Source organism: Microbacterium sp. OR16, assembly GCF_047306725.1.
Taxonomy (GTDB): domain Bacteria; phylum Actinomycetota; class Actinomycetes; order Actinomycetales; family Microbacteriaceae; genus Microbacterium.
The window spans coordinates 1,741,765-1,767,885 of sequence record NZ_JAZEXK010000001.1 but is presented as its reverse complement, the minus strand read 5'-3'; the positions used below and the strand labels follow the sequence as shown (position 1 = coordinate 1,767,885).

General features: G+C 69.5%; 23 protein-coding genes. 14 read left to right on the top strand and 9 right to left on the bottom strand.

From position 1 onward, the window contains the following. The first annotated feature begins 49 nt into the window (after positions 1–49). Genes V2S05_RS08635 through V2S05_RS08625 form a run of 3 tightly spaced genes read left to right on the top strand, consistent with a single transcriptional unit; the run spans position 50 to position 3,215 of the window. Positions 50–1,654 (top strand): DUF4407 domain-containing protein, encoded by a 1,605-nt coding sequence (locus V2S05_RS08635; RefSeq protein WP_413634767.1) that lies wholly within the window; start codon positions 50–52, stop codon positions 1,652–1,654. A 12-nt stretch (positions 1,655–1,666) separates the two neighbouring features. After that, complete coding sequence (locus V2S05_RS08630) at positions 1,667–2,158, top strand: hypothetical protein (RefSeq protein ID WP_413634766.1); 492 nt, start codon at positions 1,667–1,669, stop codon at positions 2,156–2,158. Positions 2,159–2,201: 43 nt separating this feature from the next. After that, on the top strand, positions 2,202–3,215 hold the full coding sequence (locus tag V2S05_RS08625; RefSeq protein WP_271639275.1) for an aldo/keto reductase family protein: 1,014 nt from the start codon (positions 2,202–2,204) through the stop codon (positions 3,213–3,215). 75 nt (positions 3,216–3,290) lie between these two features. Here V2S05_RS08625 and V2S05_RS08620 read toward each other — a convergent pair whose 3' ends face one another. From V2S05_RS08620 to V2S05_RS08610, 3 genes are read right to left on the bottom strand one after another with little or no spacing between them, the layout of a single operon-like run. Further along, a complete protein-coding gene (locus V2S05_RS08620) occupies positions 3,291–3,800 on the bottom strand; it encodes a glycine cleavage system protein R (protein WP_271639276.1) in 510 nt (169 codons plus the stop codon). 18 nt (positions 3,801–3,818) lie between these two features. Further along, entirely contained in the window at positions 3,819–4,868 is a 1,050-nt protein-coding gene (locus V2S05_RS08615; RefSeq protein ID WP_413634765.1) for a PLP-dependent cysteine synthase family protein, read from the bottom strand. A gap of 49 nt (positions 4,869–4,917) precedes the next feature. Then, positions 4,918–6,852, bottom strand: coding sequence for a DUF2264 domain-containing protein (locus V2S05_RS08610; RefSeq protein ID WP_413634764.1), 1,935 nt, complete (start codon positions 6,850–6,852; stop codon positions 4,918–4,920). 106 nt (positions 6,853–6,958) lie between these two features. Here V2S05_RS08610 and V2S05_RS08605 point away from each other — a divergent pair, with 106 nt between their 5' ends. Continuing rightward, positions 6,959–8,365, top strand: coding sequence for a sulfatase (locus tag V2S05_RS08605; RefSeq protein ID WP_413634763.1), 1,407 nt, complete (start codon positions 6,959–6,961; stop codon positions 8,363–8,365). Positions 8,366–8,421: 56 nt separating this feature from the next. Here V2S05_RS08605 and V2S05_RS08600 read toward each other — a convergent pair whose 3' ends face one another. The 4 genes from V2S05_RS08600 to V2S05_RS08585 are packed head-to-tail and all read right to left on the bottom strand — an operon-like array spanning position 8,422 to position 13,402. After that, positions 8,422–9,858 (bottom strand): sulfatase, encoded by a 1,437-nt coding sequence (locus tag V2S05_RS08600; RefSeq protein ID WP_413634762.1) that lies wholly within the window; start codon positions 9,856–9,858, stop codon positions 8,422–8,424. Continuing rightward, a complete protein-coding gene (locus tag V2S05_RS08595) occupies positions 9,855–11,270 on the bottom strand; it encodes a sulfatase (protein ID WP_413634761.1) in 1,416 nt (471 codons plus the stop codon). The genes V2S05_RS08600 and V2S05_RS08595 overlap by 4 nt, the downstream gene beginning before the upstream one ends. After that, the gene (locus tag V2S05_RS08590; protein ID WP_413634760.1) at positions 11,267–12,262 is read right to left on the bottom strand and encodes a Gfo/Idh/MocA family protein; all 996 of its coding nucleotides are present in this window, start codon (positions 12,260–12,262) and stop codon (positions 11,267–11,269) included. Before V2S05_RS08590 ends, V2S05_RS08595 begins: the two co-directional genes overlap by 4 nt. Positions 12,263–12,277: 15 nt before the next feature. Then, positions 12,278–13,402, bottom strand: coding sequence for a substrate-binding domain-containing protein (locus V2S05_RS08585; RefSeq protein WP_413634759.1), 1,125 nt, complete (start codon positions 13,400–13,402; stop codon positions 12,278–12,280). A gap of 230 nt (positions 13,403–13,632) precedes the next feature. Here V2S05_RS08585 and V2S05_RS08580 point away from each other — a divergent pair, with 230 nt between their 5' ends. The 9 genes from V2S05_RS08580 (at position 13,633) to V2S05_RS08540 (ending at position 23,080) form a co-directional block, all read left to right on the top strand. Next, on the top strand, positions 13,633–14,925 hold the full coding sequence (locus tag V2S05_RS08580) for an ABC transporter substrate-binding protein (RefSeq protein WP_413634758.1): 1,293 nt from the start codon (positions 13,633–13,635) through the stop codon (positions 14,923–14,925). Next, entirely contained in the window at positions 14,922–15,881 is a 960-nt protein-coding gene (locus V2S05_RS08575; RefSeq protein ID WP_413634757.1) for a carbohydrate ABC transporter permease, read from the top strand. The genes V2S05_RS08580 and V2S05_RS08575 overlap by 4 nt, the downstream gene beginning before the upstream one ends. A gap of 8 nt (positions 15,882–15,889) precedes the next feature. Continuing rightward, positions 15,890–16,813, top strand: coding sequence for a carbohydrate ABC transporter permease (locus V2S05_RS08570; RefSeq protein ID WP_271639286.1), 924 nt, complete (start codon positions 15,890–15,892; stop codon positions 16,811–16,813). Beyond that, positions 16,810–18,159: a sulfatase gene (locus tag V2S05_RS08565; protein ID WP_413634756.1), complete on the top strand. Its 1,350-nt coding sequence runs from the start codon at positions 16,810–16,812 to the stop codon at positions 18,157–18,159. The genes V2S05_RS08570 and V2S05_RS08565 overlap by 4 nt, the downstream gene beginning before the upstream one ends. Before the next feature lie 71 nt (positions 18,160–18,230). Beyond that, positions 18,231–18,590: a VOC family protein gene (locus V2S05_RS08560; RefSeq protein WP_413634755.1), complete on the top strand. Its 360-nt coding sequence runs from the start codon at positions 18,231–18,233 to the stop codon at positions 18,588–18,590. Between the two features lie 172 nt (positions 18,591–18,762). Then, positions 18,763–19,422, top strand: coding sequence for a GntR family transcriptional regulator (locus V2S05_RS08555; RefSeq protein ID WP_413634754.1), 660 nt, complete (start codon positions 18,763–18,765; stop codon positions 19,420–19,422). Continuing rightward, positions 19,419–20,945 carry an MmgE/PrpD family protein gene (locus tag V2S05_RS08550; protein ID WP_413634753.1) on the top strand — a complete coding sequence of 509 codons (1,527 nt, stop codon included), beginning with the start codon at positions 19,419–19,421 and terminating at the stop codon, positions 20,943–20,945. The genes V2S05_RS08555 and V2S05_RS08550 overlap by 4 nt, the downstream gene beginning before the upstream one ends. After that, positions 20,945–21,853, top strand: coding sequence for a methylisocitrate lyase (prpB, locus tag V2S05_RS08545; RefSeq protein WP_271639291.1), 909 nt, complete (start codon positions 20,945–20,947; stop codon positions 21,851–21,853). The genes V2S05_RS08550 and prpB overlap by 1 nt, the downstream gene beginning before the upstream one ends. Positions 21,854–21,889: 36 nt before the next feature. Then, positions 21,890–23,080 carry a bifunctional 2-methylcitrate synthase/citrate synthase gene (locus V2S05_RS08540; protein ID WP_413634752.1) on the top strand — a complete coding sequence of 397 codons (1,191 nt, stop codon included), beginning with the start codon at positions 21,890–21,892 and terminating at the stop codon, positions 23,078–23,080. A gap of 108 nt (positions 23,081–23,188) precedes the next feature. On the opposite strand, the gene V2S05_RS08535 is transcribed toward V2S05_RS08540, so the two are convergent. Together V2S05_RS08535 and V2S05_RS08530 are read right to left on the bottom strand one after the other, a co-directional pair. Further along, positions 23,189–24,034 carry an NAD-dependent epimerase/dehydratase family protein gene (locus V2S05_RS08535; protein ID WP_413634751.1) on the bottom strand — a complete coding sequence of 282 codons (846 nt, stop codon included), beginning with the start codon at positions 24,032–24,034 and terminating at the stop codon, positions 23,189–23,191. Positions 24,035–24,110: 76 nt separating this feature from the next. Beyond that, the gene (locus V2S05_RS08530; protein WP_413634750.1) at positions 24,111–24,929 is read right to left on the bottom strand and encodes an aldo/keto reductase; all 819 of its coding nucleotides are present in this window, start codon (positions 24,927–24,929) and stop codon (positions 24,111–24,113) included. 100 nt (positions 24,930–25,029) lie between these two features. Here V2S05_RS08530 and V2S05_RS08525 point away from each other — a divergent pair, with 100 nt between their 5' ends. Then, positions 25,030–26,031 (top strand): LacI family DNA-binding transcriptional regulator, encoded by a 1,002-nt coding sequence (locus tag V2S05_RS08525; RefSeq protein ID WP_413634749.1) that lies wholly within the window; start codon positions 25,030–25,032, stop codon positions 26,029–26,031. The last annotated feature ends 90 nt before the right edge of the window (positions 26,032–26,121 follow it).

Here is a 26,121-nt window from a genome sequence, read left to right as displayed (position 1 = left end):
GCAGGCGGCATCCGGCACTCGCACAGCCGGGTCTTCCTACTCTGGAGGGATGTCCTATTCCGCACATCGCCCTGGACGGATGGATTCCCAGGGGCGGATCTCGTTCGAGTCCGACGCGCCAGAGGGTTCGGTCACCGACGAAGACCTCGACTTCCTCCGCCAGTACGAGCCGACCGGTGGCGACACTGCGACCCTTGACACTGCGACCCTTCCGCAGGCTCAGGGGCCCAGTGAGGGAGCGGCTCAGGAAGCCGATGATGAAGCTGTGCCTGCGCCGGCGGCACCCGACGACCGTTCGCGCGAGCCGCGCCGCGTGAAGCGAGCGCCGCGCCCGAAGCGCGAGCGCACGCCCGGCTCGCGTCTGCGCACCCTCGCGATCCTCGGCGGCGCGGAGGGAGAGATCCTCGACCGCGTACCCGGTGAGACGCCTCGCTTCGTGCAGATGTTCTTCGTGCTCATCGGCACGGCTCTCGTCTCGGCGATCTCGATGATGTTCGCACTGACCACCGGGGTGCAGGTGGCGATCTGGGTGGCCGTTCCGCTCGCACTCGTCTGGGCCGCCATCATCTTCAACCTCGACCGCTTCCTCACGTCGACCATGACGTCGACCCGCAGCGTGGGCAAGATGCTCGCTCTCGCCCTGCCCCGCGTGGCGATGGCCGCCCTGATCGGATTCCTGGTCGCCGAGCCACTCGTGCTGCAGGTGTTCCACAACGACATCGCACGCGAAGTGGCGTCGACCAACATCACCCAGTCGCAGTCCGACCAGGACGCGCTCGAGGACGGGCCAGAGAAGAAGGCGCTGGACGCGGCGACCGAGCGCGTCGCCGCCCTCGAGAACCAGGCGGCGACAGGCGTGGTCGCCGGCACCGAATCCGGTTCGGCCACCACGGCCGCGGCCCAGGCCACCGTCGACGAGCTGAACGGCAAGATCGCCGAGCAGCAGAAGGTCATCGACTCGGCCCGCGCGCTGTACCAGTGCGAGCTGACCGGAGAGGGCGCCGGCACCGTGCCCGGCTGCACGGGCGTGAACGGGCAGGGCTCGAGTTCCGATGCGGCCAAGGCGCAGCTCGCTCAGGCCCAGCAGACCTACGACGCGCTCTCCGCTCAGCTGCGCTCGGCCAACGACGACCTCGCAGCGGCCGAGTCCGGCGCGCAGGCGAACACCGCGGCATCCGAGACGACCAACCGGGAACAGGCGAAGGATCAGCTTCCGGCTGCCAAGAAGACCTACCAGCAGGCGCTCGACGCATACAACGCGCGTGCCGACTCGGTCGCGCAGGGCAATGCCGGCGCGGTCGGCCTGCTCAGCCAGATCACCGGGCTCAACCGCCTCGGCGAGAAGGAGCCCACGATCTTCTGGGCTCACTGGCTGATCGCGGCGCTGTTCTTCATGATCGAGCTGCTGCCCGTGCTCGTGAAGGTGCTCACGAGCTGGGGCGACCCGTCGCTGTACGAGAAGGCTCGCGACATCCGCAGACAGGTCGACCTCGACAGGGTGACCGCGGAGGGCTTCCGCGATCGCGCGGCGATCGTCACCTCGGCGGATGCTGCGGCGGCTGCGCCCGCGAGAGCGGCGGCCGCGGCGGCGGCCGACCCCTCGCCGACCGAGCCGCTCACACGGGCCGACATCCGCGAGACCGCGTCTGTCTGACATCATGGCGTCATGAGCGGGATGCAGACATCCACGGCGCAGGTCGCCGTCATCGGCGTGACCACGGTGACCGCGTACGCCGGACTCGCCGCACTTCAGATCCTGGTGCTCAACCCGCTGGCTGCCGCGCCAGGCTCATCCCTCGGCGCCATCTACGCCGAGATGGATGCCGCCGGCGAGACCATGCCGGTGACGATGCCGCTGCTGATGCTCGGGGCGGGTGTCGCGGCGGCGATCGCGGTGGCGGTGCTCAGCATCCGGTCGCGGCTGGCGCCGGCGCTCAGCGCACTGCTGTTTCTGCTTCTGCTGGTCTTCGGCACCCCGGGGTATTTCGTCGCCTCGTTCGGCCCCGGGATGAACCTCGCTGACACGTTCATGATCAGCGGTGGCGATCACAGCCGGTGGTCGCTGGTGCTCCACGCGGTGAGCCTGGGCGCCGCAGCCGCGGCAGTGGTGCTCGCGCTGCGGATGAGACGCCGGCCCCCGCTCGCTGTCAAGGCCTGACCTCATGGTCGGCGACCGCGCCGATCCCGGATAGCGTGTGATCATGGTCAACTATCGCTACCTCGGAAACAGCGGACTCAAGGTCTCGGAGATCACCTACGGCAACTGGGTGACGCACGCGTCGCAGGTCGACGACAGCGCCGCGATCGCCACCGTGCACGCCGCGCTGGATGCCGGGATCACCACCTTCGACACGGCCGACACCTATGCGAACACCGCCGCAGAGGTCGTGCTCGGCAAGGCGCTCGCAGGCCAGCGTCGCGCCGGACTCGAGATCTTCACCAAGGTCTACTTCCCGACCGGCCCGAAGGGGCCCAACGACACGGGCCTCAGCCGCAAGCACATCTTCGAGTCGATCGACGGCTCGCTGCAGCGGCTCGGCACTGACTACGTCGACCTGTACCAGGCGCACCGCTACGACTACGAGACTCCGCTGGAAGAGACGATGCAGGCCTTCGCCGACGTCGTCCGTCAGGGCAAGGCGCTGTACATCGGCGTCTCGGAGTGGACCGCAGAGCAGCTGCGCGAAGGGCACGCGCTGTCGCGTCAGCTCGGATTCCAGCTGATCTCGAACCAGCCGCAGTACTCGATGCTGCACCGCGTCATCGAGGGCAAGGTCGTGCCCACCTCGGAGAGCCTCGGCATCTCGCAGATCGTGTGGTCGCCGATGGCTCAGGGCGTGCTCAGCGGCAAGTACCTGCCCGGCCAGCCGGTGCCCGACGGCTCGCGTGCCACCGACCCGCACTCGGGTTCGGACTTCATCAAGGGCCTGCTGCGCGACGAGATCCTCGAGGCGGTGCAGAAGCTCAAGCCGATCGCCGCCGACGCGGGCCTGACGATGCCGCAGCTCGCGATCGCCTGGGTGCTGCAGAACCCGAACGTGGCCGCCGCGCTGGTGGGCGCCTCGCGTCCCGAGCAGCTCGCGGAGACGGTGAAGGCTTCGGGCGTGCGCCTCGGTCCCGACGTGATGTCGGCCATCGACGAGGCCCTGGGCGACGTCGCGAACACCGACCCGCAAGACACCTACGACGTGTCGCCGAAGACCCGCCTGGTCTGAGACCGCGCCGCGGGCGGTGTCCACATCAGCTGTGAGCACCTCCCGCCCAGCGTGATCGCCTGTCCGGCAGGCGGATCAGAGCGCGGTGATGTCGACCTGCAGATCGTGGGTGAGCCGTTCGATGTCGGCGCGCAGAGCGCCGAGGTCGGCGGATGCCGGCAGCGTCGCAGTGACCGACGACTCGAACAGCCGCCCGCCGGCCATCGCGGCGTCCCTGGTGTGCGTGGTCATGCTCTCGATGCTCAGCGCGTGAGCATTCAGCACGCCCGAGATCTCACGCACGATGCCTGCCCGGTCGTTGCCGAGCACGCTGATTGAGATGCGCTGCGCGGCGTCGGATGCCGAGGTGTCGGCGCCCGCGTGCACCGTGATCGAGAGCATCCCGTCGAGTGCATCGAGATCTTCTCGCAGCGCGTCGACGCGATCGGCGGCGATCGAGATCTCGATCACTCCGGCGAAGGTGCCGGCGAGCTCTGCGAGCTGGCTGTTCTCCCAGTTGCCGCCGTGCGCCGCGACGACGTCGGCGACGCTCGAGACGAGTCCAGGGCGGTCCGCTCCCGCGACGGTGAGGATGAGCGTTGTCATGCGCTCAGCGTAGCCCGCTCACCACGCGCCGCCGTCGAGGAAGCGCTGCATCCTCGCCCGGTGCGGGGCGAGGTCCCATCCTTGGGCGGCGACCCAGGCGTCGTCGTAGTAGGTCTGCGTGTAGCGAATCCCGCTGTCGCAGATCAGCGTGACGACGCTGCCCGTCTCTCCGGCGTCGCGCATGCGCGAGATCAGCTCGAACGCGCCGTACAGGTTGGTGCCCGTCGATCCGCCCGCGAGGTGCAGGGTGCGGTCGCGCAGCAGGCGAATCGCGGCGACCGACGCGGCATCGGGCACCGAGATCATCTCGTCGATCACGCTCGGCACGAATGAGGGCTCCGCGCCGGGCCGGCCGATGCCCTCGATCATCGAGGGCCTGCCTGCGGCGCCCGGATCGCCCTGCCAGACGGCGTAGAACGCCGAGCCCTCGGGGTCGGCGACGGCGACCTGGGTGGCGTGGCGCCGGTAGCGAACGTAGCGCCCGAAGGTGGCGCTGGTGCCGCCGGTGCCGGCGCCGACGACGATCCATCGGGGGATCGGATGCCGCTCCTGGGAGAGCTGGCTGAACACGCTCTCGGCGATGTTGTTGTTGCCTCGCCAGTCGGTGGCGCGCTCGGCGAAGGTGAACTGGTCGAGGTAGTGGCCATGACAGCCGGCGGCGAGGCGGCGGGCCTCCGGCGAGATCTCCTCGGCGTGGTCGACGAAGTGGCAGCGTCCGCCGTAGAACTCGATGAGGTCGATCTTCTCCTGGCTCGTCGATCGCGGCACGACGGTGATGAACTTCAGCCCGAGCATCCGGGCGAAGTACGCCTCTGAGACCGCCGTCGATCCGCTCGACGATTCGACGAGCGTGGTGTCTTCGTCGATCAGCCCGTTGACGAGCCCGTAGAGGATGAGCGAGCGCGCGAGGCGGTGCTTGAGCGAGCCGGTCGGATGCACCGACTCGTCTTTCAGATACAGGTCGATGCCCCAACCCGCGGGCAGCGGGAAGAGGTGCAGGTGCGTGTCTGCCGAGCGGTTGGCGTCCGCCTCGAGCACCTGGATGGCGGAACTGACCCAATGGCTCATGGTTCGAGGGTAGCGGTGCTCTCGGCGGCGAGAAGAGCGCGCAACCCGGTCACGGTCGACGGATGCGCTGCGCCTCGGCGTCGGCGGGGAACGGCTCCGACAGCGACCAGCGGAACACCCCGCGCTGGCCGTCGATGCTGAGAGCGACATGGTCGTCATGCACGACGACGTCTTCGACGTCGAGAGCGGGAACGGATGCCCGTGACAGGCCGGTCTGCCAGACGACGATCGCCTCGGCAGGCAGCGGCCCGAGACGGACGGCCGGGCAGAGCAGCGTGTCGGCGCCGTCGACGACCTGCTCGACCACCCCGTCGGATGTCAGCGGCACCGCCGCCGGCTCGGAAGACGGCGACGCCGCCCAGGCGCCGAGCAGATGCACGGCGCTGACCAGGTCTCCGCAGTGCGCCCGCGCGGAGCGCGCCGCGTGCGAGGTGGTGTGGCCGGCATCCGGAGCGTCGCCGTCGACCACGAGGGCGGCGCCGCTCACCCGCCCGGAGAGCCCCACGCATCCCGACAGACGCGCCACGTGCACGACGCTGCTCCCGACGATCTTCGTCGCCACCTCGCTCAGCACGTGCCGGCCGCCTGCGTCGAGCGCGCGGGTGACCGCGCCGCCTCGGGCACCGACGCTCGCGCGGAGGGCGGGGCGGTGCACGGCGCCCTCGATGGTGATGTCGCTGTCGCGCACGGCATCGCCCGTGACGGGGCGTGTCGCGGAGGTGAACTGCAGCCGGCGGTACAGGGGGTCGTCGCGCCTCGGATGCCCGTCGCTGCCGAAGTTGTGCAGCCGCACGATGCCGTCATCACGGCGGGCGTCGATCAGCCACCTCGGGCCGTCGAGCACCCGGCGCACGTCTTCGCGCTCGATCTGCAGCGGGCTCTCGGCCGTCGTCCAGACGGCATCGTCCGCGGGAAGCGCGAGCCCGAGGAAGCCCTTCGCCGCCCAGTAGGGCGACCCCGGCCCGCTGTACGACTGCACCATGCTCGGGATCGGACGGCGCTGCCAGCCCAGCGACAGCGCGCCGGTGTCGAGGCTGCCGCCGTCGACGAAGTGCTTCAGGATGCCGCTCGTCAGTCGCCGCGTGCGCGCGGCGTCGAGCACGTCGACGCCCTCGCGTCGCGCCATCCAGAACGGAGCGGCCGTCGCCCAACGATAGATCAGCGAGCGTCCCTGGAACACGGGGGCGCAGCGCGCATCGAACAGGTGCTGATAGCCGTCGACGAACGCCGCCAGGCGCGCACGGTGCAGCGCGCGCCGATCGGCGAATCCGGCGCCCATCAGCTCGTCGATGAAGAACGGATACCAGTGGAAGGCGAAGGCGTTGTAGTGATCGAACCGGCGACCGTCGCCGTCGGTGTACCAGCCGTCGGCGCGATGCCAGTCATCCATCCGGTCGAGGGCGTTCTCGACCGTGTCGCGTCCGTCGGCGAAGCCATCGGCGTGGGTGAACGCCGCCAGGGTGGCTCCCAGCAGCACGTGGTTGTTGTCGGCGCACCACGTGCCGCGAGCCTGCGCGAACCAGGCATGCACGCCCTCGCGGGTGGCGCTGTCGAGCGCGGCCCACACCGTGTCGCGCGTGAGGTGCAGGGCGATCGCGATCGATGCCGCCTCGACGGTCGCCTGGCTGTGATCGGTGAGCGAGGGCCAGACCCTCGTGGCGACGGCATGCCGCACGGCTTCTGCGTAGTGCTCGATCAGCTGCGGCGTGCCGCCCGCGCCGGCGGGATCGCCGGCGATGCGCAGCGCCGCGAGCAGGAAGGTGCGCGCGAAGCCCTCGAGCCGGTCCAGCGGCGAGCCCGTCGTGGCATCTGCGGCCATGCCGGGGCGCGCGGCGAAGTCCACCATCGCACCACCGTGCGTCGAGCGCTGCCGCGCCGCGTCGAGGATCCGGTCGGCTGCCGTCACCCAGTGCGCGCGGGTGTACCCGGTGTGCGCAGCGGCGATCGGGTCGGCGGGTGGCATCCAGGCGGCGGTGGTGGACATGACTCGATCGTCGCGATGGGGGAGAAGAGGATTCAAGACGAGAAGGTGTTGAATCCTCTTCTCCGCACCGCGTTGACTGGCGGCATCTCGAGCCCAGGAGGCCGTCTTGCCGCATCGCCCGAACATCCTCGTCGTCATGGCCGATCAGTTCCGCGCCGCCTCCCTCGGCGTCGCCGGAGAGGACCCGGTGCACACCCCGCACCTCGACGCGCTCGCCGAGAACGGACGCGTCATGCGCCAGGCGGTGAGCGGCTACCCCGTGTGCAGCCCGCACCGCGCGATGTTCCTCACCGGCATGCGCCCGCAGGCGAACGGCGTCACCGTGAACGTCAACTCCGAGAGCGCCGAGGACGGCGTCGGACTGCGCGACGGCCTGCCCACCTGGGCCAGCGCCTTGCGCGATCGCGGATGGCGGACCGGGTACATCGGAAAGTGGCATCTCGAACCGCCGGTCGCCGATGACGAGCGATACGGCGAGGGGCGCCGCGACGACGGCAAGGTCTGGGATGCCTGGTCGCCGCCGCACCGGCGATTCGGCTTCGAGTACTGGTACTCGTACGGTGCAGCCGACCGGCACCTCGCGCCGCACTACTGGACGACAGACGCCGGCCGTGAGGAGCGGGTGGACGTCGACCAGTGGTCGGCCGAGCATGAGGTGGATGTCGCGATCGACTTCCTGAGCGACGCCGGAGACGACCCGTGGGCCCTGATGGTCTCGCTCAACCCGCCGCACCAGCCCTTCGACCAGGTGCCCGACCGCTATCGCGCCCGCTACGCCGATCTCGACGAGCCCACCCTGCTGAACCGCCCGAACGTGCCGCACGGCAACGCCTTCGCTACCGAGGCTGCGAAGGTCGCCCGCGACTACTTCGCCGCGATCACCGGGGTGGACGAGCAGGTCGGCCGGCTGGTCGACGCCGTCGCCGCCAGGCGGACTCGACGGCCGACCGTGACCCTGTTCACCTCCGATCACGGAATGCAGCTCGGCAGTCACGGCCTGATGTACAAGAACGTCCCCTACGAGGAGTCGATGCGCCTGCCGCTCATCGTGCACGCGCCCGGCATGATCCCCGCGGGGGAGTCGCACACCGTGCTGGACTCGCTCGATTTCGCGCCGACGATCCTCGGCCTCGCCGGGGTCACGCTGAGCGACGAGCGGATGGCCGGGCGCGATCGATCTGATGTCCTGCGCGGCGCGCCGGGCGCCCCGGCGCTCGAGGGCGAGGACGACGACGCGACGCTCTACACCCGCTTCGCCTCCCGGTCGGATGCGAGCAGCGTGCGCGGACTGCGCACGCGCGCGTCGAAGATCGTCGCCACCTGGCATCCGGAATCCGGGTTGGCGGTGCAGTTCTTCGACCTTGCCGCCGATCCCTACGAGCTGCACGACCGCCCCGACGATCCGCGAGCGCTCGCGCTGGCGGACCGGTTGCGCGAAGAACTGCAGCGCGCGGACGACCCATGGGAGGGCGCCGCAGCGCTCGCCGCGGTCACGGCGCAGCTCGCGCATTGACGCCGGAGCCGAGGGGCCGCTGCGCCAACGGTGGCGCCGGCCCGGGCTCCGGCGGGTCAGTCGTCGGTGGTCACCGCGGCCGGCAGCCCGACCTGCTCCCGCCAGCGCTCGTGCGCCCGCGTGAGCTGGGCGACCAGTCGCGGACGGCGGGCGGCGAGATTGTCGCGCTCGCCGGGGTCGCCGAGGAGGTCGGTGAGGATCAGCCCGTCGCCGGTGCTCGTGTGCTCCACCGCGCGCACATACTGCGCGGTCGGACTGTCGCCGGCCACCGAGAGCAGCTTCCAGTCGCCGCGACGCACGGCCCACTGCCAACCGCAGTCCCAGTGCAGCTCGCGATCGCCGGTCGCGCGATTCTCGCGTCTGTCCTGAGCGCCGGGGGTGTCGTCGTCGACGTCGCCCTCGAGCAGGGGGCGCAGGTCGCGTCCGTCGTCGTCCGCGTTCTCGGCGAGCCCCGCTGCCGCCGCGAACGTGGCCGTGAGGTCCAGCGCGCTCACCGGTTCGCTCACCACGGTGCGGGCGGCGGCGACGCCGGGCCAGCGTACGAGGAACGGCACGCGGATGCCGCCCTCCCACAGCGTGTACTTCGTGCCGCGCAGCGCACCGTTATCGCCGTAGTTGCACTGTGATCCGCCGTTGTCGGTGAGGTAGACCACGATCGTGTCGTCGGCGATGCCGGAGGCGTCGAGGCGGTCGAGCAGGCGCCCGATCGCACGGTCCATCAGCTCGAGCTGCGCGAGGTAGAAGGCGCGCCCGTCGGGCAGATTCGGGCTGATGGCGCCGTCGTACCAGTCGAGGTACTCGGAGGCGCCCGGATGCCAGTCACCCGGGCTCTGCAGGCCGCGCGCGGCCAGCTCGTCATCTGGCAGCTGCCAGCAGAAGTTGTGCACGGCGTTGAAGGCGACCATGGCGAAGAACGGCTGCTCGCCGTCCTGGCGTTCGATGAACGCCTCCGCCCGGTCGGCGATCTCGTCGGTCGTGAAGCCGTTGAACTCCACCGGCTCCTCACCCGACCAGAACGGCTGCACGCCCATCGCCTCGGCGGCCTCGCCGTACTCGGCGACCGCGTCTGCACTGTGATGCAGGTAGTGCAGGCGCCCCATCGACTGGCCGGCCAGGCCGTAGAACGACTCGTCGAAGCCGTGGTGCGGCGGTGCGCCACGATCGGCGGCCGTCTCGTCGCCGTAGTGCACCTTGCCGAAGTACCCGGTCGCGTAGCCGGCGTCGCGAAGGCGCTCGGCGATGGTGGGGACGCTGCCGATGTGCGCCGAGTCGAACCACAGGCCGCCCCAGCGCTGCTGGTACTGCCCGGTGATGAGTCCGGCGCGTGAGGGCGAGCAGATCGGCGCGGTGACGTACGCGTCGGTGCAGGTCGCGCCCTCCGCAGCCAGACGGTCGAGCACCGGAGTGCGCACGCCGGGCGTGCCTTCGGCCGACCGGTCGGCATAGCCGTGGTCGTCCGAGACGATCAGCAGGATGTTCGGGCGGCGGGTCATGAGGCTCCGTCCCATCCGGGCGGCGCGAACGCGCCGAGGGGGTCGTCGTCGAGGGTGCGGGTCTGTCCGGCGCCGAACACCGGCAGCCCGCGGCCGTCCGCGCGCGGGTCCGCGTGCTCCGTAAACCATGCGTCGAGCATCCGGCGCATCCGCGCCACCTCGCCGGCGTACGCGGGATCGTCGGCGAGGTTGCTGCGCTCCCGCGGATCGGCGGTTAGGTCGTACATCTCGTGCGGGCCGTACGGATGCCGGTGCACGTACTTGCGCTCTGCGGTGCGGATCATCCGGACGGGGCCGTACTCGCTGTGCACGACGACCGGACGATCCGGTTTCTCGGCGCGCCCACCGCGCAGCACCGCGGCGAAGCTGCGCCCCGGCCCGTGCTCGAACGGCTCGGGGTCGAGTCCGAGCAGCTCGAGCAGGGTCGCCGGCAGGTCGTAGGCGCTGAGCAGCTCGTCACGCACCTCGCCCTCGGGTCGCACGCCGGGCCCGGCGACGATGAAGGGCACCATGACCGACTCGTCATACATGTTCATCGGGAAGGTGCCGTTGCCCTTGCCCCAGAAACCGTGCTGCCCGCAGCTGAACCCGTTGTCGCTGAGGAAGACCACGATGGTGTCGTCGGCGATGCGGTGCGTCTCCAGCCGGTCGAGCACGCGGCCGATGGCAGCATCCATCGCCGTCACGGCCGCGAAGTAGCCGATCAGCGCCTCGCGGGTGTCGGCCTCGCCGCCGATCGGCGCGCCGTCGAGGGTCTGCAGCCAGGGGTGACTCTGCTCCTGAGGGCAGGTCTCGAACGCGCAGTCGCGATAGAGCTCGGTGAACTCGGCGGGATGCTGACCGGCGAACGGCTTGTGCGGCGCGGTGAAGTTCAGGGCCAGGAAGAACGGGGCGTCGTGCTGCTGCTCGGCGTCGAGGAACGCGATCGCATCGTCGGCGATCACATCGGTGAGGTAGTCGGTGACGTGCTCGGTGCGGCCGTCGCCGGTGTGCATCACCGCATCGTGGTACGGACTGCCGCCTCCATCGAGTGCGTACCAGTGCACGAAGCCGCGGCGCGGCACGTCGCTGGCGCCGAGGTGCCACTTGCCCGAGAGGCCCAGCCGGTAGCCGGCGTCGGCGAGTGCATCGGTGAGCGTCGGCATCCCGGCGAGATGATCGCGGCCGGCAGCGCCGGAGTGCGCGCCGTCGAGGTAATCGTGCACGCCGTGAGTGGACGGAACCTGACCGGTGAGCAGACTGGCGCGGGCCGGTGAGCAGACGGGTGACGCGCAGAAGAACCGGTCGAGACGGATGCCGCGCGCGGCCAGCTCGTCGAGGACGGGGGTGCGGATCTCGCGGTTGCCCGCGGCGCCGAGCGCCCAGGGGCCCTGGTCGTCGCTGACGATGAGGATGAGGTTCGGCCGCGTCATGTCAGCGCGTCCGCGTCGGCCAGCAGCAGAGCTGAGCCCTCCTCAGCGGAGCGGTATGCCGCGAGGACGAGCTCGACCACGTGCCTGGCGTGCTCCAACGGCACGGTGGGCGCCCCGCCCTGCACCACGCGTTGGAAGTCGGCGAGCTGCGCGGTGAAGGCGCTCTGGATGTCATCCGGGTGGGTGCGGTGGATCAGCTGCGAGCGGCCGTCAGCGTGCACGGTGGTGCCGTGCCGAGGATCGATCTCGATGATGCCGCCCTCGCACACGACGGTGACCAGGTCACCACGCGTGGCCGGGTCGCTGACGACGACGATGCTGACCGCGACCCCGTTGTCGAGGCGCAGCATCATCGCACCGTCGGTCTCGACAGTCGAGCCGAAGCGGTTGACGGTGGTGGCGAGCATCTCGGCGGCTCGGCCGCCGCCGAACCACAGCGAGCGGTCGATGCAGTGTCCGCCGATGTTCATCAGCGCGCCGCCACCGGCGATCTCAGGGGAGAAGAACCAGGGTGAGCGGGTGCCGGGGCGATAGTCGGTGCTGCGGTTGTCGCGCACCATGCGCACCGCCCCCAGGCGGCCCGAGGCGAGCACCCGGTGAGCCTCGACCTTCTCGGGCAGGTAGTGCTGGATGTGTCCCACGGTCAGGGCGACGCCCGCGGTGTCGCACGCGGCGACCAGGCGGTCGCAGTCCTCGAGCGTGGTGGCCATGGGCTTCTCCACCAGCACATGCGCGCCGGCGGCAGCCGCGTCGACACCGATCGGCAGGTGCGTCGCGTGCGGCGTGTTCACGATCACGGCATCCACCGTTCCCGACTCCAGCATTGCCCGGTGGTCGGTGAAGACCGCGGCATCCGGGCATCCGGAGGCCACCCTGCGAGCCGCCGTCTCGTCGATGTCGCAGACGGCGGCGAGCCGCATGCCGTCCAGCGTCGCAGCTGCGGCGCAGTGGTACGGGGCGACGGCCCCGGCTCCGATCAATCCGATCCGCACGTGTATCTCCCTCGATCAGTCCTGGTGAAGTGCGCTCGCCCCGCACGAGCGGCGTATGACGATGCGCGGCCGCAGCCGGATCTGGTGCAGCGGGCATTCGTCGCCCTCCACCAGCCGGCGCAGCATGACGTCAGCGGCCATGCGGCCGATGCGGTACTTGGGCGGCGCCACTGCGGTCAGCGGCACCTCGGCCAGATCCGCGACCTCGTCGTCGTACGAGACGAGCGCGACGTCATCGGGGATTCGCACTCCGGCCCGGCGGGCGGCGCCCTGCAGGAGGGCCGCCTCCCGATCGCCGAAGACGAGGGCGGCGGTGGCCTCGAACTCCCGCAGCGCGGTGAAGGCGGAAGAGCCGGAATCGGCTTCCCACTCCTGCTTCGTCTGCGCGAACTCGAGCCCCGATGGGAGCCCCAGATCGGCGATGGCGCGACCGAAGCCTCGCACGATGCCGAACTCGGTGACCGTGGCCGAACGCGTGAGAAGAGCGATGCGCGAGTGGCCCAGCCGCGCGAGGTGCGCGATCGCGTCGTAGGCACCACCGGCATGGTCGGAGCACACGTGCTCGGTGGTGTCGGCGGGGCCGACATCGGCGAGGCTGCGCTCGACGAGGACCACCGGGGCGGGTAGCGCCATCAGCTGCTGGGCACGGGCGAGCGGGTCGTCGAGTCCGGTGAGCGTCGGTGCCAGGATCAGGCCGTCGACGCCCGCATCCAGCAGCGACGCGATCGCGTCATCCTCGCGCTCGGGCTGGTATCGGTAGGTGGCCAGCTGCAGCGAGGCGCCCGCCGCCTGCAGCGACTCGTCGATGCCCTGCAGAACGCGCGGGTAGTAGAGCTGTGTGTCGGGCAGCAGCACGCCGATGCGCCGACGGGTGCGCTCCTCGCGCGGGCGCGTGTGCGCGACGAAGCTGCCGGCTCCCTGACGCCGCACGACGATGCGTTCGGCCACCAGCTCGTCGAACGCGCGGCGCACCGTGGTCAGCGACAGACCGGTCTCCTTCGAGAGCTCCTGCTCTGTGGGCAGCTTCTGGCCCGCCGTCCAGGTGCCGGCGAGGATCCCGCGACGAAGCTGATCGGCGAGGAGCTCGAACTTCAATCCCCGCGATTCTGCGTCGCGCACCGTTGCGCGCTTTCCGGCCATGCCGATCCCCTCCGTCGTTCTTCCTTTGATTCTTCGGTCCTCGAGAGAAGGAATAAAGACGTAATCAACGATTACTTCCGTATATCAGGCGCCTTGCGGAAGCGTGAAGCGAGGAGCCGTCGCAACAGAACGATCACGGATATCGGAATACTCCTTGAATGCTCTTCTATCGAGGGGCGAAAGTCGACCCACGCAGGCGACGATGCCGCGCACAGACGAAAGGAAATCCGATGGCGAAGATCCGAAAGGTCTCAGCACTTGCCCTCATCGGCGCGGTCGCGCTCACCGCCGCCGGATGCTCGTCCGCATCAGGCGGCGGGTCCAGCGACTCCGGAGAGTTCACCTACTGGGCGATGTGGAAAGAGGGCGAGGCGCAGCAGAAGGTCGTCGCCCAGGCCATCGCCGACTTCGAGGAGGAGACCGGCATCGAGGTGAACGTCCAGTGGCAGGGGCGCGACAATCTCAAGAAGACCGTCCCCACTCTCAACACGAACAAGGTCCCCGACCTCGTCGACGGCTCGTTCGCGAAGACCGCGCCCGTGCTGGCTGAGACCGGACAGGCGAAGCCCCTCACCGAGGCGTATGCCGCAGAGGTCGACGGCGAGAAGGTGTCGTCGCTGATCCCCGAGGCGTACCTCGAAGACGACGTGCTCACCGTCGAGGGCGAGGATGCGCCGTGGATGCTGCCCTACTCGCTCACCAGTGACGCGATCTGGTTCAACAAGGCGGCGCATCCCGAGCTCGCCGAGAACGCGCCCGAGACCTGGGACGACTTCCTCACGACCATGGATGAGATGAAGGCCGCGGGCGAGACGCCGATCGCCATCGACGGCGACGTCGCCGGCTACAACGCCTACTGGTACACCTCGGCGATGGTCGGACTCGCCGGGCCCGGCTCGCTTCGCAAGATGGCCGCCGACAAGACCGGCGAGGCATGGGACGACCCGGAGGCGCTCGAGGCCGCGCAGATGATCGAGGAGCTCGTCGAGGGCGACTACTTCATCGACGGATACAACGCCAGCAAGTGGCCCGCGCAGCAGCAGGTCTGGGCGGACGACAAGGCCGTGATGCTCTTCAACGGCACGTGGATCCCCACCGAGACCGGCCCGTACGCCGCCGACGGCTTCGAGTACTCGTCGTTCCCGTTCCCGTCGCTGGGAGACACCGCGCGGGCCGACTTCGTCGGATTCTCCGTGCCGGCTCGCGCGAAGAACTCCGAGAACGCGCAGAAGTTCGCGGCGTTCTTCCTGAACAAGAAGTACCAGGACGCCCTCGGCACCGACGCCAAGATCATCCCGATCAGGTCCGACGCGGCTGTCAGCGAGGAGATGTCGACCGTCAAGGATGCTCTGGACGCTGCGGACTCGTACTACATGCAGAACGACGGCATCAGCTTCCCCGGCTACACCGAGAAGCTGCTGTGGCCCGCGCTGAGCGACCTCGTGCTCGGCAAGACCGACGCGAAGACGTTCGTCGAGACGATGAAGACCGGACAGGTCGACTATTGGAAGCAGAACTCGTGACCGACGTCGCTCTGGCGCCCGCCGCTCCCCTCCCCGCCGCCCCTCGCGGGCGGCGGGGAGGGGGCAGCACGATCGACCAGGCCCGCCGCCGCCTGTTCGTGCCGTTCGTCGGCCCCGCGTTCGTGCTGTACACGATCCTTTTCGTGGTGCCCTCGGTGTACGCGATCTGGATCAGCTTCAACAAGTGGGCCGGTGCCGGCCCCATGGAGTTCGTCGGCCTGGGCAACTACGTCCGGCTGTTCAGCGACAAGCTCTTCGTGCGATCGTTCGGCAACACGCTGCTGCTGCTGTTCGTCGTCGGGCTGGCGATCTTCGTGATCGCCTTCGCCCTCACGCTCGTGCTGCGCGATATGACGGGCAAGAAAATCGCGCGGTCGGTGATCTTCTTCCCGCATCTGGTCAACGCGATGATCTTCGGCGTCCTCGCCGGATTCATCTTCAACCCGGGCGGCCTGGTCAACACGCTGCTCGGCGCCTTCGGCGTGACCGATCCGCCCGCCTGGCTCTCTCAGGACAACCTGTTCCCCCTGATCATGGTGATGATGACGTGGATCACCACGGGCTACTTCACCACGATCCTCATGGCCGGCGTCGACCGCATCCCGCCGTACTACTACGAGGACTGCGCCCTCGCCGGTGCGAACGCCTGGCAGCGGCTGCGCCACGTCATCCTGCCCCTGACCTGGGACGTGTTCGGCACGTGCGCCGTGCTGTGGACGATCTCGTCGGTCAAGATCTTCGAGATCATCTGGATCTTCGGCGGATCGACCGGCGCGGGCATGCCGCCGACGCAGACCTGGACCACCGCGGTGTACACCTACGTCACCGCCTTCTCCGGCGAATCCGTGCCCGCCTACGGCGCGGCATCCGCCTCGGCCGTGCTCTCGCTTGCGCTCGTGTCGGTGCTGGTGCTGCTGCTGCGCCGCGTGATGAAGCGCGAAGCGATCGAGTTCTAGGAGACATCGTGACTGCGACCCTCACCGAAGACACCACCCGCACCATCGTGGTGCCCCCCGAGCGCCGTCGTCCGCGCCGCCGGACCCGCGCCGCCATCGGCAACGACCGCAGCGTGATCCGTGCGATCGGGATCGTGCTGCTGTGGGCCTTCGTCGTGCTCAACGTCGCGTGGATGGTGTGGATGGTCATCCAGGCCTTCCGCGACACCCGCTCGATTCTCGCCGACCCGTGGGGGCTGCCCACCTCGCTCGACCCGGTGAACTTCGTCACCGCCTGGACGGTCGGCGACTTCGCGACGGCGACGATGAACAGCGTCGTGACCACGCTGGTCTCGTCGTTCCTGACCGTCGCACTCGCGGCCCCTGCGGCGTACTACCTGAGCCGCGTCGAGAACCGGCTCACCAACTCGTTGACGATGTACTTCGTGCTCGGGCTCGGCATCCCCGCCCAGGTGATCGTCATCCCGCTGTTCGTCATGCTGAACGAGGTCTACCTCACCGACAGCCTCATCGGGCTCAACCTCGTGTACATCGGCGTCTCGATGCCGTTCACCGTCTTCCTGCTCACGGCGTTCTTCCGGTCCCTGCCGCTGGAGATGGAGGAGGCCGCGGCACTCGACGGCACCACAGCTTTCGGCACCTTCTGGCGCATCACGCTGCCGCTGGCCAAGGGCGGCATCCTCACCGCGTTCGTGCTGCAGGTCATCTCGCATTGGAACGAGACCCTCCTCGCTCTCACGCTGCTGCAGTCCACCGAGAAGTACACGCTGCCCGTGGCGTTGATCTCGTTCATCCAGCAGCAGACCTACTCCGGCGCCGACTGGGGCGGGCTGTTCGCAGGACTGTGCATCGTCGTGCTGCCGATGCTGGCGATCTATCTGTGGCTGGGCCGCCGGCTCACCGAGGGTCTCACCCTCGGCATGGGCAAATGACTTCGGTGGCGGTGCGGCCGAACCTGCTCGTGGTGATGGCAGACCAGCTCGGCGCGCACGTCATCGACCGCGATGAGGGATGGGTCGACACTCCGCACCTCGATCGGCTGCGCCGGTCGGGGGCGGAGTTCACGCGCGCCGCCGTGACCTTCCCGCTGTGCGTGCCCTCGCGGGCGTCGCTGCTGATCGGACGGATGCCGCACGAACTCGGCGTCGGCGGGAACCGGCACGGTTCGGCGGTGGCGGAGCCGGGGGCGCGCCCCGACAGCATGGGGCACCTGCTCACGGCCGCCGGGTACGACTGCGCGTATGCGGGCAAGTGGCATGCGATCTCGCCCAGCGCGCCGCCGGATGCGGGGTTCGAGGTGCTGCATCCCTTCGGCGATCGCGGTCTCGCCGACGCGGCTGTGCGGTGGCTGCGCAGCCGCGCGGAGGCCTCGCGACCCTTCCTGCTGTTCGCCTCGTTCGACGATCCGCACAGCATCTGCGAGTACGCGCGGCGCCAGCCGATGCCTTACGGCGACGTCGATCCCGGTGCGGCACGGGACGCCCCGCCGCTGCCGGCGAACTTCGAGCCGGCCCCGTTCGAGGCCGAGGCGGTGCGCTTCGAGAAGGGCGCCGCCCAGCAGACCTACGGCACAGCCGAGTACACACCCGAGGAGTGGCGGCAGTACCGCGCCGCCTACCGACGACTCGTCGAGCGCACGGATGCCCAGCTGGGGCGGATCCTCGAGGCGCTCGACGAGTCGGGCCTCACGGACTCGACCCTGGTGGTGTTCACGAGCGATCACGGCGACGGCGACGGCGCGCACCGGTGGAATCAGAAGACGGCGCTGTTCGAGGAGTGCGTGCGAGTGCCGCTGATCGTGTCAGGGCCCGGCGTGCTGCCCGGGCTGCGGACCGATCCGGTATCGGCCGGACTCGACGTGCTGCCCACCCTGCTCGAGGCCGCCGGAGCGCCTGAGCCCGCAGGGCTGCTCGGCCGCCCGCTGCCACTCGTGAACGATGCGGATGGGGCATCCGATCGCGTCGTCGGAGTCGAGACCCGCTTCGAGCGCGCCGACCCGCCCCTCACCCGTGGCCGCGCGGTCTATCGAGGCCGGTACAAGTACGCGGTCTACAGCTGGGGCAGGCACCGGGAGCAGCTGCACGACGTGGTCGCCGATCCGGGCGAGCGCCGCAACCTCGCCGTCGAGTCGGCGTTCGACGCAGTGCGGGAGGACATGCGGGCGACTCTGCTGCAGTGGTGCATCGACACCGATGACCACGAGTTCCTCAAACTGGTCCCGCTGCCGGCGGATGCCACGGAGGGCACGCAGGAGCGGATCTGCGCCGTGCCCTACTGACCCGCCGTGACCTTGCGCGCTCGGCGGAGCAGGCGCACAATGACCGCGTCAGGCGAGGAGAGGACGAGACGATGGCACACGGTGACATCACGCACATCGACATCCCGGTGAGCGACATGGCGAATGCGAGCGGGTTCTACAGCAGGCTGTTCGGCTGGAACATCGCCGAGCTGCCCGGTTTCGAGGGGTACCCGATGTGGCAGGCCCCGAATGGGATCTCGGGCGGCGGACTCGCACCGCGCGACGAGGGCTTCACCCAACCTCGGTCGTACGTCGAGGTCGACTCGATCGATGAGACGATCGCCGCGGCGAAGGAGGCCGGCGGCAGCGTGCTGATGGAGAAGATGCCCATCACCGACACGAGCGCGTGGGCGGTGATCAGCGACCTCGACGGCAACAGCATCGGTCTGTACGAGGGCACCGTCGGCTGACCCGGCTGCGGCCGGCCGGGGGCGGGCGTGGCCGACGTCGGTGCACTGATCGCGCGCACGGCCCTTGCGTCCGTGCGCGCGCCGGTTGATAGAACAGATGAGTGTGTATGCAAAAACGGGGCGACGATCGGGATGCACTCTTCTGTGACCCCTTTGTGTATACACTGACGCAATGAGCACCGTCGTCGATCGCAGCCGCGCAAGCCACCGCGCCTACGAGACGCTGCTTGAAGAGATCCAGTCGGGCGCTCTCGCCGCCGGCGCCGTGCTCGGCGAGGTCGAACAGGCCGCGCGGCTCGGCGTCAGCCGCACGCCGCTGCGTGAGGCCTTGCGCCGCCTCGCCGCCGAAGGCCTGGTCGTTCAGCAGTCGCCGCGCGTCACGGTCGTCGCGGCGCTCGACGCCGACGACATCCGTGCGCTGTTCGAGATCCGCCGGGCTCTCGAAGAGACCTCCGCCCGCCTCGCCTCGCAACGGGGTGACGCCGGCGCCTTCTCCGCTCTGGCCGACGCGTTCGAGCACGTCGATCTGGCGCGCGATGAGGGACGGGATGCCTATTACGCCCTCATCGCACGGCTCGACGCCGAACTCGACGCGGCCGTCGCCAACGACTACCTCAGCTCCGCCCTGCGCACCGTCCGTGCCCACCTGGTGCGCGTCAGGCGCATGGCGCGCGACAAGCCGGAGCGGCTCGCAGCCTCAGCGCGCGAGCACCTGCTGATCGCGCGCTCCCTGGCTTCCCGCGACGCCGACCTCGCTGCGCACGCCACCCACATCCACCTCCACAACGCTCTCGAGAGCATCCTGCAGTCCCTCAGGGAAGGAACGCCATGACCGTCACCCACCACGTCCGCGTCTACCGCTCCGAAGAGGAGCTGCCGCGCGAAGAGCAGCTCGCCTGGAAGATCGCCCAGGTCGCCGTCGACCCCGTCGAGGTCGAACCCGAGGTCGTCGACATGATCATCAACCGCGTCATCGACAACGCGGCGGTCGGCGCGGCATCGCTCACCCGCGCGCCCATCAATGCGGCCCGTGCACAGGCGTTCAGCCACCCCGTCTCGACCGGCGGCCGGGGCGCCACCGTGTTCGGCTGCCCGCTCGACCAGCGCACCAGCCCCGAGTGGGCGGCGTGGGCGAACGGTGTCGCCGTGCGCGAGCTCGACTATCACGACACCTTCCTCGCGGCCGAGTACTCCCACCCCGGTGACAACATCCCGCCCATCGTCGCGGTCGCGCAGCACGTCGGATCCGACGGGCATGCGCTGGTGCGCGCCCTCGCCACCGGCTACGAAATCCAGGTCGACCTCGTGAAGGCGATCTCGCTGCACAAGCACAAGATCGACCACGTCGCGCACCTCGGCCCGTCGGCCGCCGCCGGCATCGGCACGCTGCTCGGGCTCGACGCCGAGACCATCTACCAGGCGATCGGGCAGGCGCTGCACACCACCACCGCGACCCGTCAGAGCCGCAAGGGCGAGATCTCGACCTGGAAGGCGCACGCCCCCGCGTTCGCCGGGAAGATGGCCGTCGAGGCGGTCGACCGGGCCATGCGCGGCCAGACCTCTCCGTCGCCGATCTACGAAGGCGAAGACGGCGTGATCGCCTGGATGCTCGACGGCAAGGACGCCTCGTACGACGTGCCGCTGCCAGCCCAGGGCGAGCCCAAGCGAGCGATCCTGGACACCTACACGAAGGAGCACTCCGCCGAGTACCAGGCCCAGGCGATCATCGACCTCGCTCGTCGGCTCGGCACCGACAACACGGCTCTGCGCGACCCGGCGAACATCGAGTCGATCGTGCTGCACACCAGCCACCACACCCACAACGTGATCGGCTCGGGGGCGAACGACCCGCAGAAATACGACCCCACAGCCTCGCGTGAGACGCTCGACCACTCGGTGCCGTACATCTTCGCCGTCGCACTGCAGGACGGCACCTGGCACCACGTCGACTCGTACACCCCCGAGCGTGCTCAGCGCCCCGACACCGTCGAGCTGTGGCACAAGATCACCACGGTCGAAGACCCGGAGTGGACCCGCCGCTATCACTCCACCGACATCACCGAGAAGGCGTTCGGGGGCCGGGTCGAGATCACGCTGAAGGACGGCACGAAGATCGTCGAAGAGATCGCGGTTGCCGACGCGCACCCGCTCGGTGCCCGTCCGTTCGCACGCGAGAACTACATCCGCAAGTTCCGCGTGCTCGCCCAGCCCGTGCTCGACGCCGCAGAGATCGATCGGTTCCTCGAGCTCGTCCAGCGCCTGCCCGAGCTCACGGCCGACGAGGTTCAGGAGCTCTCGATCGTCGCGAAGAAGGGCGTCCTGGCATCCGCCGACGCCCCGAAGGGCCTGTTCTGATGCTGTACGCCACCACGCCGGCGCACGAGAAGCGCCGCGCTTTCCGCGCCCGCCTCGCGAGCGGCGAGCTGCTGCGCTTCCCCGGCGCGTTCAACCCGCTCAGCGCCCGGCTCATCGAGCAGAAGGGCTTCGAGGGCGTCTATGTCTCGGGTGCCGTGCTGTCGGCCGACCTCGGCCTGCCCGACATCGGCCTGACCACGCTCACCGAGGTCGCCGGACGCGGTCAGCAGATCGCCCGCATGACCGATCTGCCCGCGATCATCGACGCCGACACCGGGTTCGGTGAGCCGATGAACGTCGCCCGCACGATTCAGACGCTGGAGGATGCCGGTCTCGCCGGCGCCCACATCGAAGACCAGATCAACCCCAAGCGCTGCGGTCATCTCGATGGGAAGGCGGTGGTCGACTCGGATACGGCGGTCAAGCGCATCCGGGCCGCCGTCGACGCGCGCCGCGACGAGAACTTCCTCATCATGGCGCGCACCGACATCGCCGCCGTCGACGGGCTCGAGGCGGCGAAGGATCGGGCCAGGGCGCTCGTTGATGCCGGCGCCGACGCGATCTTCCCCGAGGCGATGCGGTCGCTCGAGGAGTTCGCCGCGATCCGGGATGCCGTCGACGTGCCGATCCTCGCGAACATGACCGAGTTCGGAAAGTCCGACCTGTTCTCGGTGGATCAGCTGCAGGGCGTCGGCGTGAACATCGTGATCTGGCCGGTGTCGCTGCTGCGGATCGCCATGGGTGCCGCCGGGCGCGCGCTCGATACTCTGAACGCCGAGGGGCATCTGACCTCGAAGCTCGGCGAGATGCAGCACCGCGCCGATCTCTATGATCTGATCGACTACGAGTCGTACAACCACTTCGACTCCGGAGTGTTCAACTTCACCATCGACCACCCCGGTCGTTGAGCAGGCGAAGCGCGCCGAAACGCAAAGGAGCACAGCATGACTGATGCAGAGATCAGGAAGGGCCTCGCAGGGGTCGTCGCCGATGTGACGGCGATCAGCAAGGTCAACCCCGAGACCAACAGCCTGCTCTACCGCGGCTACCCCGTGCAGGAGCTCGCGGCGACGCAGTCGTTCGAGGCGGTCGCGTACCTGCTGTGGCACGGTGAGCTGCCGACCGACGAGCAGCTCGCCGAGTTCCGCACGACCGAGCGGGCGCACCGCGCCCTGTCGCCCGAGGTCAAGGCCGCCATCGATGCGCTGCCGCTCGATTCGCACCCGATGGACGAGGTGCGCACCGCCGTCAGTGTGATCGGCGCCTTCGAGACCGCGGGCAGCGGCAACGTGCTCGATGCGGTCGGCACCCCCGAGCAGAACCTGCAGCGCAGCCTTCAGCTGTTCGCGGTGCTGCCGGCCGTCGTCTCGTACGGTCAGCGCCGACGCCGCGGCCAGGAGCTCGTCGAGTCGCGCGACGACCTCGACTACGCCGCGAACTTCCTGTGGCTGACGTTCGGCGAAGAGCCGCACGAGGCCGTCGTCGACGCGTTCAACCGCTCGATGATCCTGTACGCCGAGCACTCGTTCAACGCATCCACCTTCACCGCGCGGGTGATCACGTCGACGCTCAGCGACATGTACTCGGCGGTCGTCGGAGCCATCGGCGCGCTCAAGGGCCCGCTGCACGGCGGAGCCAACGAGGCCGTCATGCACATCTTCGACGAGATCGGCTCGGCCGACCACGTCGAGGAATGGCTCGACGCGGCGCTCGCCGAGAAGCGCAAGATCATGGGCTTCGGACACCGGGTGTACAAGCGCGGCGACTCGCGTGTGCCGACGATGAAGGCCGCGCTCGACACCCTCGTCGAGCACTACGACCGGCCCGACGTCGCAGAGCTGTACGAGAAGCTCGAGAACGAGTTCGTCGAGCGCAAGGGCATCTACCCGAACCTCGACTATCCCTCGGGCCCGGCGTACAACCTCATCGGCTACGACACGCTGACGTTCACCCCGCTGTTCATCGCCGCGCGCATCGTCGGCTGGACGGCGCACATCCTCGAGCAGCAGGCCTCGAACGCGCTGATCCGCCCGCTGTCGGCGTACAACGGCGTCGACGAGCGGCACATCGAGGCGTACGTGCCCGACACCGCCGCGATCGACGTGCAGGAGCGTCCGGAGGAAGCCGCCGGCTGACGGCATCCGCCCTCGGCTCTTCCTGCGAGAAACCACATCCCGCACGAGAAATCACGTCAGAACGTCGATCTCATGTGGGATGTGGCTTTTCGCGCGCGATCGCCGGGCTCAGACGTGGTCGCGCCAGGAATGCTGCGGCGCGAACCCGAGCACGTCCCGGGCATGGTCGATCGAGAGCAGCGTCTCGTTCGCGCCGACCTCGCGGGTCACCGGGACATCGGGGAAGACCTCGGCGATCAGCTCGGCGTTGGGCCGCGACATGACGGTGTCGGCAGCGGCGATGATGAAGCGGTCGAACCCGGGCTTCGCCACCTGCAGTGCGCGCTCGACAGCCTGGGCGCCGTCGCGCGCGTCGATATAGCCCCACAGGTTCCACTTCCGCTTCAGGGCATCATCGTCGAAGGAGGGGAACTCGGCGTAGTCCCCGGGCACCATCACGTTCGAGAAGCGCAGCGCGGTGATCGACAGCTCCGGATGCCAGCGCACGAGCTCCCGCGCCAGCTGCTCTTCGAGCGTCTTCACCAGCGAGTACACCGACTCGGGGCGGGCCGGATACTCCTCGTCGACGGGGATGTAGGGCGGCGGCACGTCGAACGGCAGACCGAGCACCGTCTCGCTTGACGCATAGACGATGCGGCGGATGCCCAGGCGCACGGCGGCCCAGAAGACGTTGAACGTCGCCGGCATGTTGTTGTGGAATGTGGCGATGTCGCTGCGGACGCCCGGAGCCGGGATCGCCCCGAGATGCACGACGGCGTCGACGCCGTCGTGCCGATCGCCCACTGCGGTGAGCGCGTCGATGACCTGTCCATAATCGGTGAGGTCGACCTGCACGAAGTCGTCGGCGCGTGTGCCGACGACGTCCATGCTGATGACGTCCCAGCCGTTCGCGCGCAGTTCGCGTGCGACGACCGTGCCGAGTTTGCCGGATGCTCCGGTCAGTGCGACGCGCATGCTCGCGGTCCCTCCGTCGGGTGTCCTGCAACGCTATACGCGCGAAACCGACCGGTCTCGCGCGGCGCGCCCCAGCCTATTGCCGGTCGCGCGGGTGGGTGCCGGTGCGCTCGCCGCTCTCCATACCGGCGATGGTCGCCATGTCGCGGTCGTCGAGCTCGAAGTCGTCGAGATCGAGATTCTGGCGCAGGCGCTCAGGATGGGTCGACTTCACGACGGCGGCCCCGCCGAGCTGCAGATGCCAGCGCAGCACCACCTGCGCCACCGAGACCGAGTGCTTCGCGGCGATGGTCAACAGGGTCGGGTCATCGAGCAGCCGCCCGCGGCCGAGCGGGCTCCACGCCTGCGTGACGACGCCGAGCTCGGCGTGCAGAGCACGCAGTTCGTGCTGCGGCAGCCACGGATGCGACTCGACCTGGTTCAGCGCGGGTGCGACGCCGGTCTCGTCGACGAGGCGGTGCAGATCGTCCGGTTCGAAGTTGGCGACGCCGATCGTGCGCACGCGTCCCTCCTGCTGCAGCTCGATGAGCCCGCGCCACACGTCGACGAAGGCGCCTCGCGATGAGCGCGGCCAGTGGATCATGTAGAGATCGAGCGGACCCACACCCAGCTCGCGTTCGGAATCCGCGAAGTCGGCGATGGCCTGCTGGCGGCTCTGCACCGGATCGCCCCAGAACTTCGAGGCCACCATCAGATCGTCGCGTCGCCCCGACGATCGGATCGCCTCGCCGAGCTCGCGCTCGTTGCCGTAGAAACGGGCGCCGTCCACAAGCCGGTAGCCCGCGTCGATGCCGGCTAGCGTCACCTCGGCCGTCTGCTCGACCGGCACCTTGTAGAGACCGAACCCGAGCGCCGGCAGCCGGCTTCCGTCGTTGAGAGCGAGCGTTCCTGGCATGCCGACATCCTGACACGGTGCCGGTGCCGGTGCCGGTGCCGGTGGGAGCGAGCATCGGCGGCGAGTACGCGGCCATCAACTCCACCGTAGACTCAGCGCCGTGGATGAGCCTGTCACGCCGAAGCGCCCGGTCGGCGTGCGGGACGTCGCCGCCCGCGCCGGCGTCTCCCGGCAGACCGTGTCGCGGGTGCTCAACGAGCATCCGGAGGTCGCCGGCGACACGCGCGAGCGCGTGCTCGCCGCGATGGCGGAGCTCGGCTACCGCGTCAACAACGCGGCCAGGGCACTGGGCACCAGGCGCTCGCGCACCCTCGGCGTGCTCGCATCCGACGCGCTGCAGTACGGACCGTCGCGCAGCCTGGCGGCGATCGAGTCCCGAGCGCGCGGGGCTGGATACTGGGTCAGCGCCGCCTTCGCAGATGCCGGAGACGCCGGCTCCGTCGTCGCTGCGGTGCAGCACCTCGTGTCGCAGGGGGTCGAGGGCATCGTCGTGGTCGCCCCGCACGCCCAGACGCTGGATGCGCTGGACGCCCTGCAGATCGGGGTGCCGATCGTGACGCTGCACTCCGCGGGGCGGGGCGCGCGCGGGCTCTCGGTCGACCAGGCTGCCGGAGCTCGGCTCGCCGTCGCGGAGCTCGCCGACTCGGGACACACGCGAATCGCGCACCTGGCAGGGCCCGCGGACTGGCTCGAGGCCGAGTCCCGAGCCGAGGGATATGGGCGGGAGCTCGCCGCGCGCGGCATGCAGCCAGGACCGGTGATCGTGGGGGACTGGTCCGCCGCGTCCGGGCACGCCGCAGCGGCGGCCGTTCGAGAGCTCGGCGTCACCGCAGTGTTCAGTGCGAACGACCAGATGGCCCTCGGTCTGATCACCGGGCTGCGGGAGGCGGGTCTCGATGTTCCGCAGGACGTGAGCGTGGTCGGCTTCGACGACGTGCCGGACGCCGCGCACTACTGGCCGCCGCTGACGACCGTCCGGCAGGACTTCGACGAGCTGGCTCGCCGCGCCGTCGCCACGGTGATCGGCGAGGCCGCGGCGCCGCAGCATCCGGTTCAGCCCGAGCTGATCGCTCGCGCGTCGGTCGTGCCGCCCCGCCGCTGACGAGTCGCCCAGTGCAGCGCGGTTGATCCGGCGGTCCTCACGTGTCAGACTTCTGTGACCGGTCACAGTGGCCGCCTCCCCGTCGAACCA

Coding starts and splice junctions, on each gene's coding strand:
- V2S05_RS08625 (WP_271639275.1), top strand. CDS start 2,202: ATGGTCAACTATCGCTACCTCGGAAACAGCGGACTCAAGGTCTCGGAG.
- V2S05_RS08550 (WP_413634753.1), top strand. CDS start 19,419: ATGACCGTCACCCACCACGTCCGCGTCTACCGCTCCGAAGAGGAGCTG.
- V2S05_RS08555 (WP_413634754.1), top strand. CDS start 18,763: ATGAGCACCGTCGTCGATCGCAGCCGCGCAAGCCACCGCGCCTACGAG.
- V2S05_RS08535 (WP_413634751.1), bottom strand. CDS start 24,034: ATGCGCGTCGCACTGACCGGAGCATCCGGCAAACTCGGCACGGTCGTC.
- V2S05_RS08630 (WP_413634766.1), top strand. CDS start 1,667: ATGAGCGGGATGCAGACATCCACGGCGCAGGTCGCCGTCATCGGCGTG.
- V2S05_RS08540 (WP_413634752.1), top strand. CDS start 21,890: ATGACTGATGCAGAGATCAGGAAGGGCCTCGCAGGGGTCGTCGCCGAT.
- V2S05_RS08565 (WP_413634756.1), top strand. CDS start 16,810: ATGACTTCGGTGGCGGTGCGGCCGAACCTGCTCGTGGTGATGGCAGAC.
- V2S05_RS08530 (WP_413634750.1), bottom strand. CDS start 24,929: ATGCCAGGAACGCTCGCTCTCAACGACGGAAGCCGGCTGCCGGCGCTC.
- V2S05_RS08620 (WP_271639276.1), bottom strand. CDS start 3,800: ATGACAACGCTCATCCTCACCGTCGCGGGAGCGGACCGCCCTGGACTC.
- prpB (WP_271639291.1), top strand. CDS start 20,945: ATGCTGTACGCCACCACGCCGGCGCACGAGAAGCGCCGCGCTTTCCGC.
- V2S05_RS08615 (WP_413634765.1), bottom strand. CDS start 4,868: ATGAGCCATTGGGTCAGTTCCGCCATCCAGGTGCTCGAGGCGGACGCC.
- V2S05_RS08580 (WP_413634758.1), top strand. CDS start 13,633: ATGGCGAAGATCCGAAAGGTCTCAGCACTTGCCCTCATCGGCGCGGTC.
- V2S05_RS08600 (WP_413634762.1), bottom strand. CDS start 9,858: ATGACCCGCCGCCCGAACATCCTGCTGATCGTCTCGGACGACCACGGC.
- V2S05_RS08585 (WP_413634759.1), bottom strand. CDS start 13,402: ATGGCCGGAAAGCGCGCAACGGTGCGCGACGCAGAATCGCGGGGATTG.
- V2S05_RS08595 (WP_413634761.1), bottom strand. CDS start 11,270: ATGACGCGGCCGAACCTCATCCTCATCGTCAGCGACGACCAGGGCCCC.
- V2S05_RS08560 (WP_413634755.1), top strand. CDS start 18,231: ATGGCACACGGTGACATCACGCACATCGACATCCCGGTGAGCGACATG.
- V2S05_RS08610 (WP_413634764.1), bottom strand. CDS start 6,852: ATGTCCACCACCGCCGCCTGGATGCCACCCGCCGACCCGATCGCCGCT.
- V2S05_RS08635 (WP_413634767.1), top strand. CDS start 50: ATGTCCTATTCCGCACATCGCCCTGGACGGATGGATTCCCAGGGGCGG.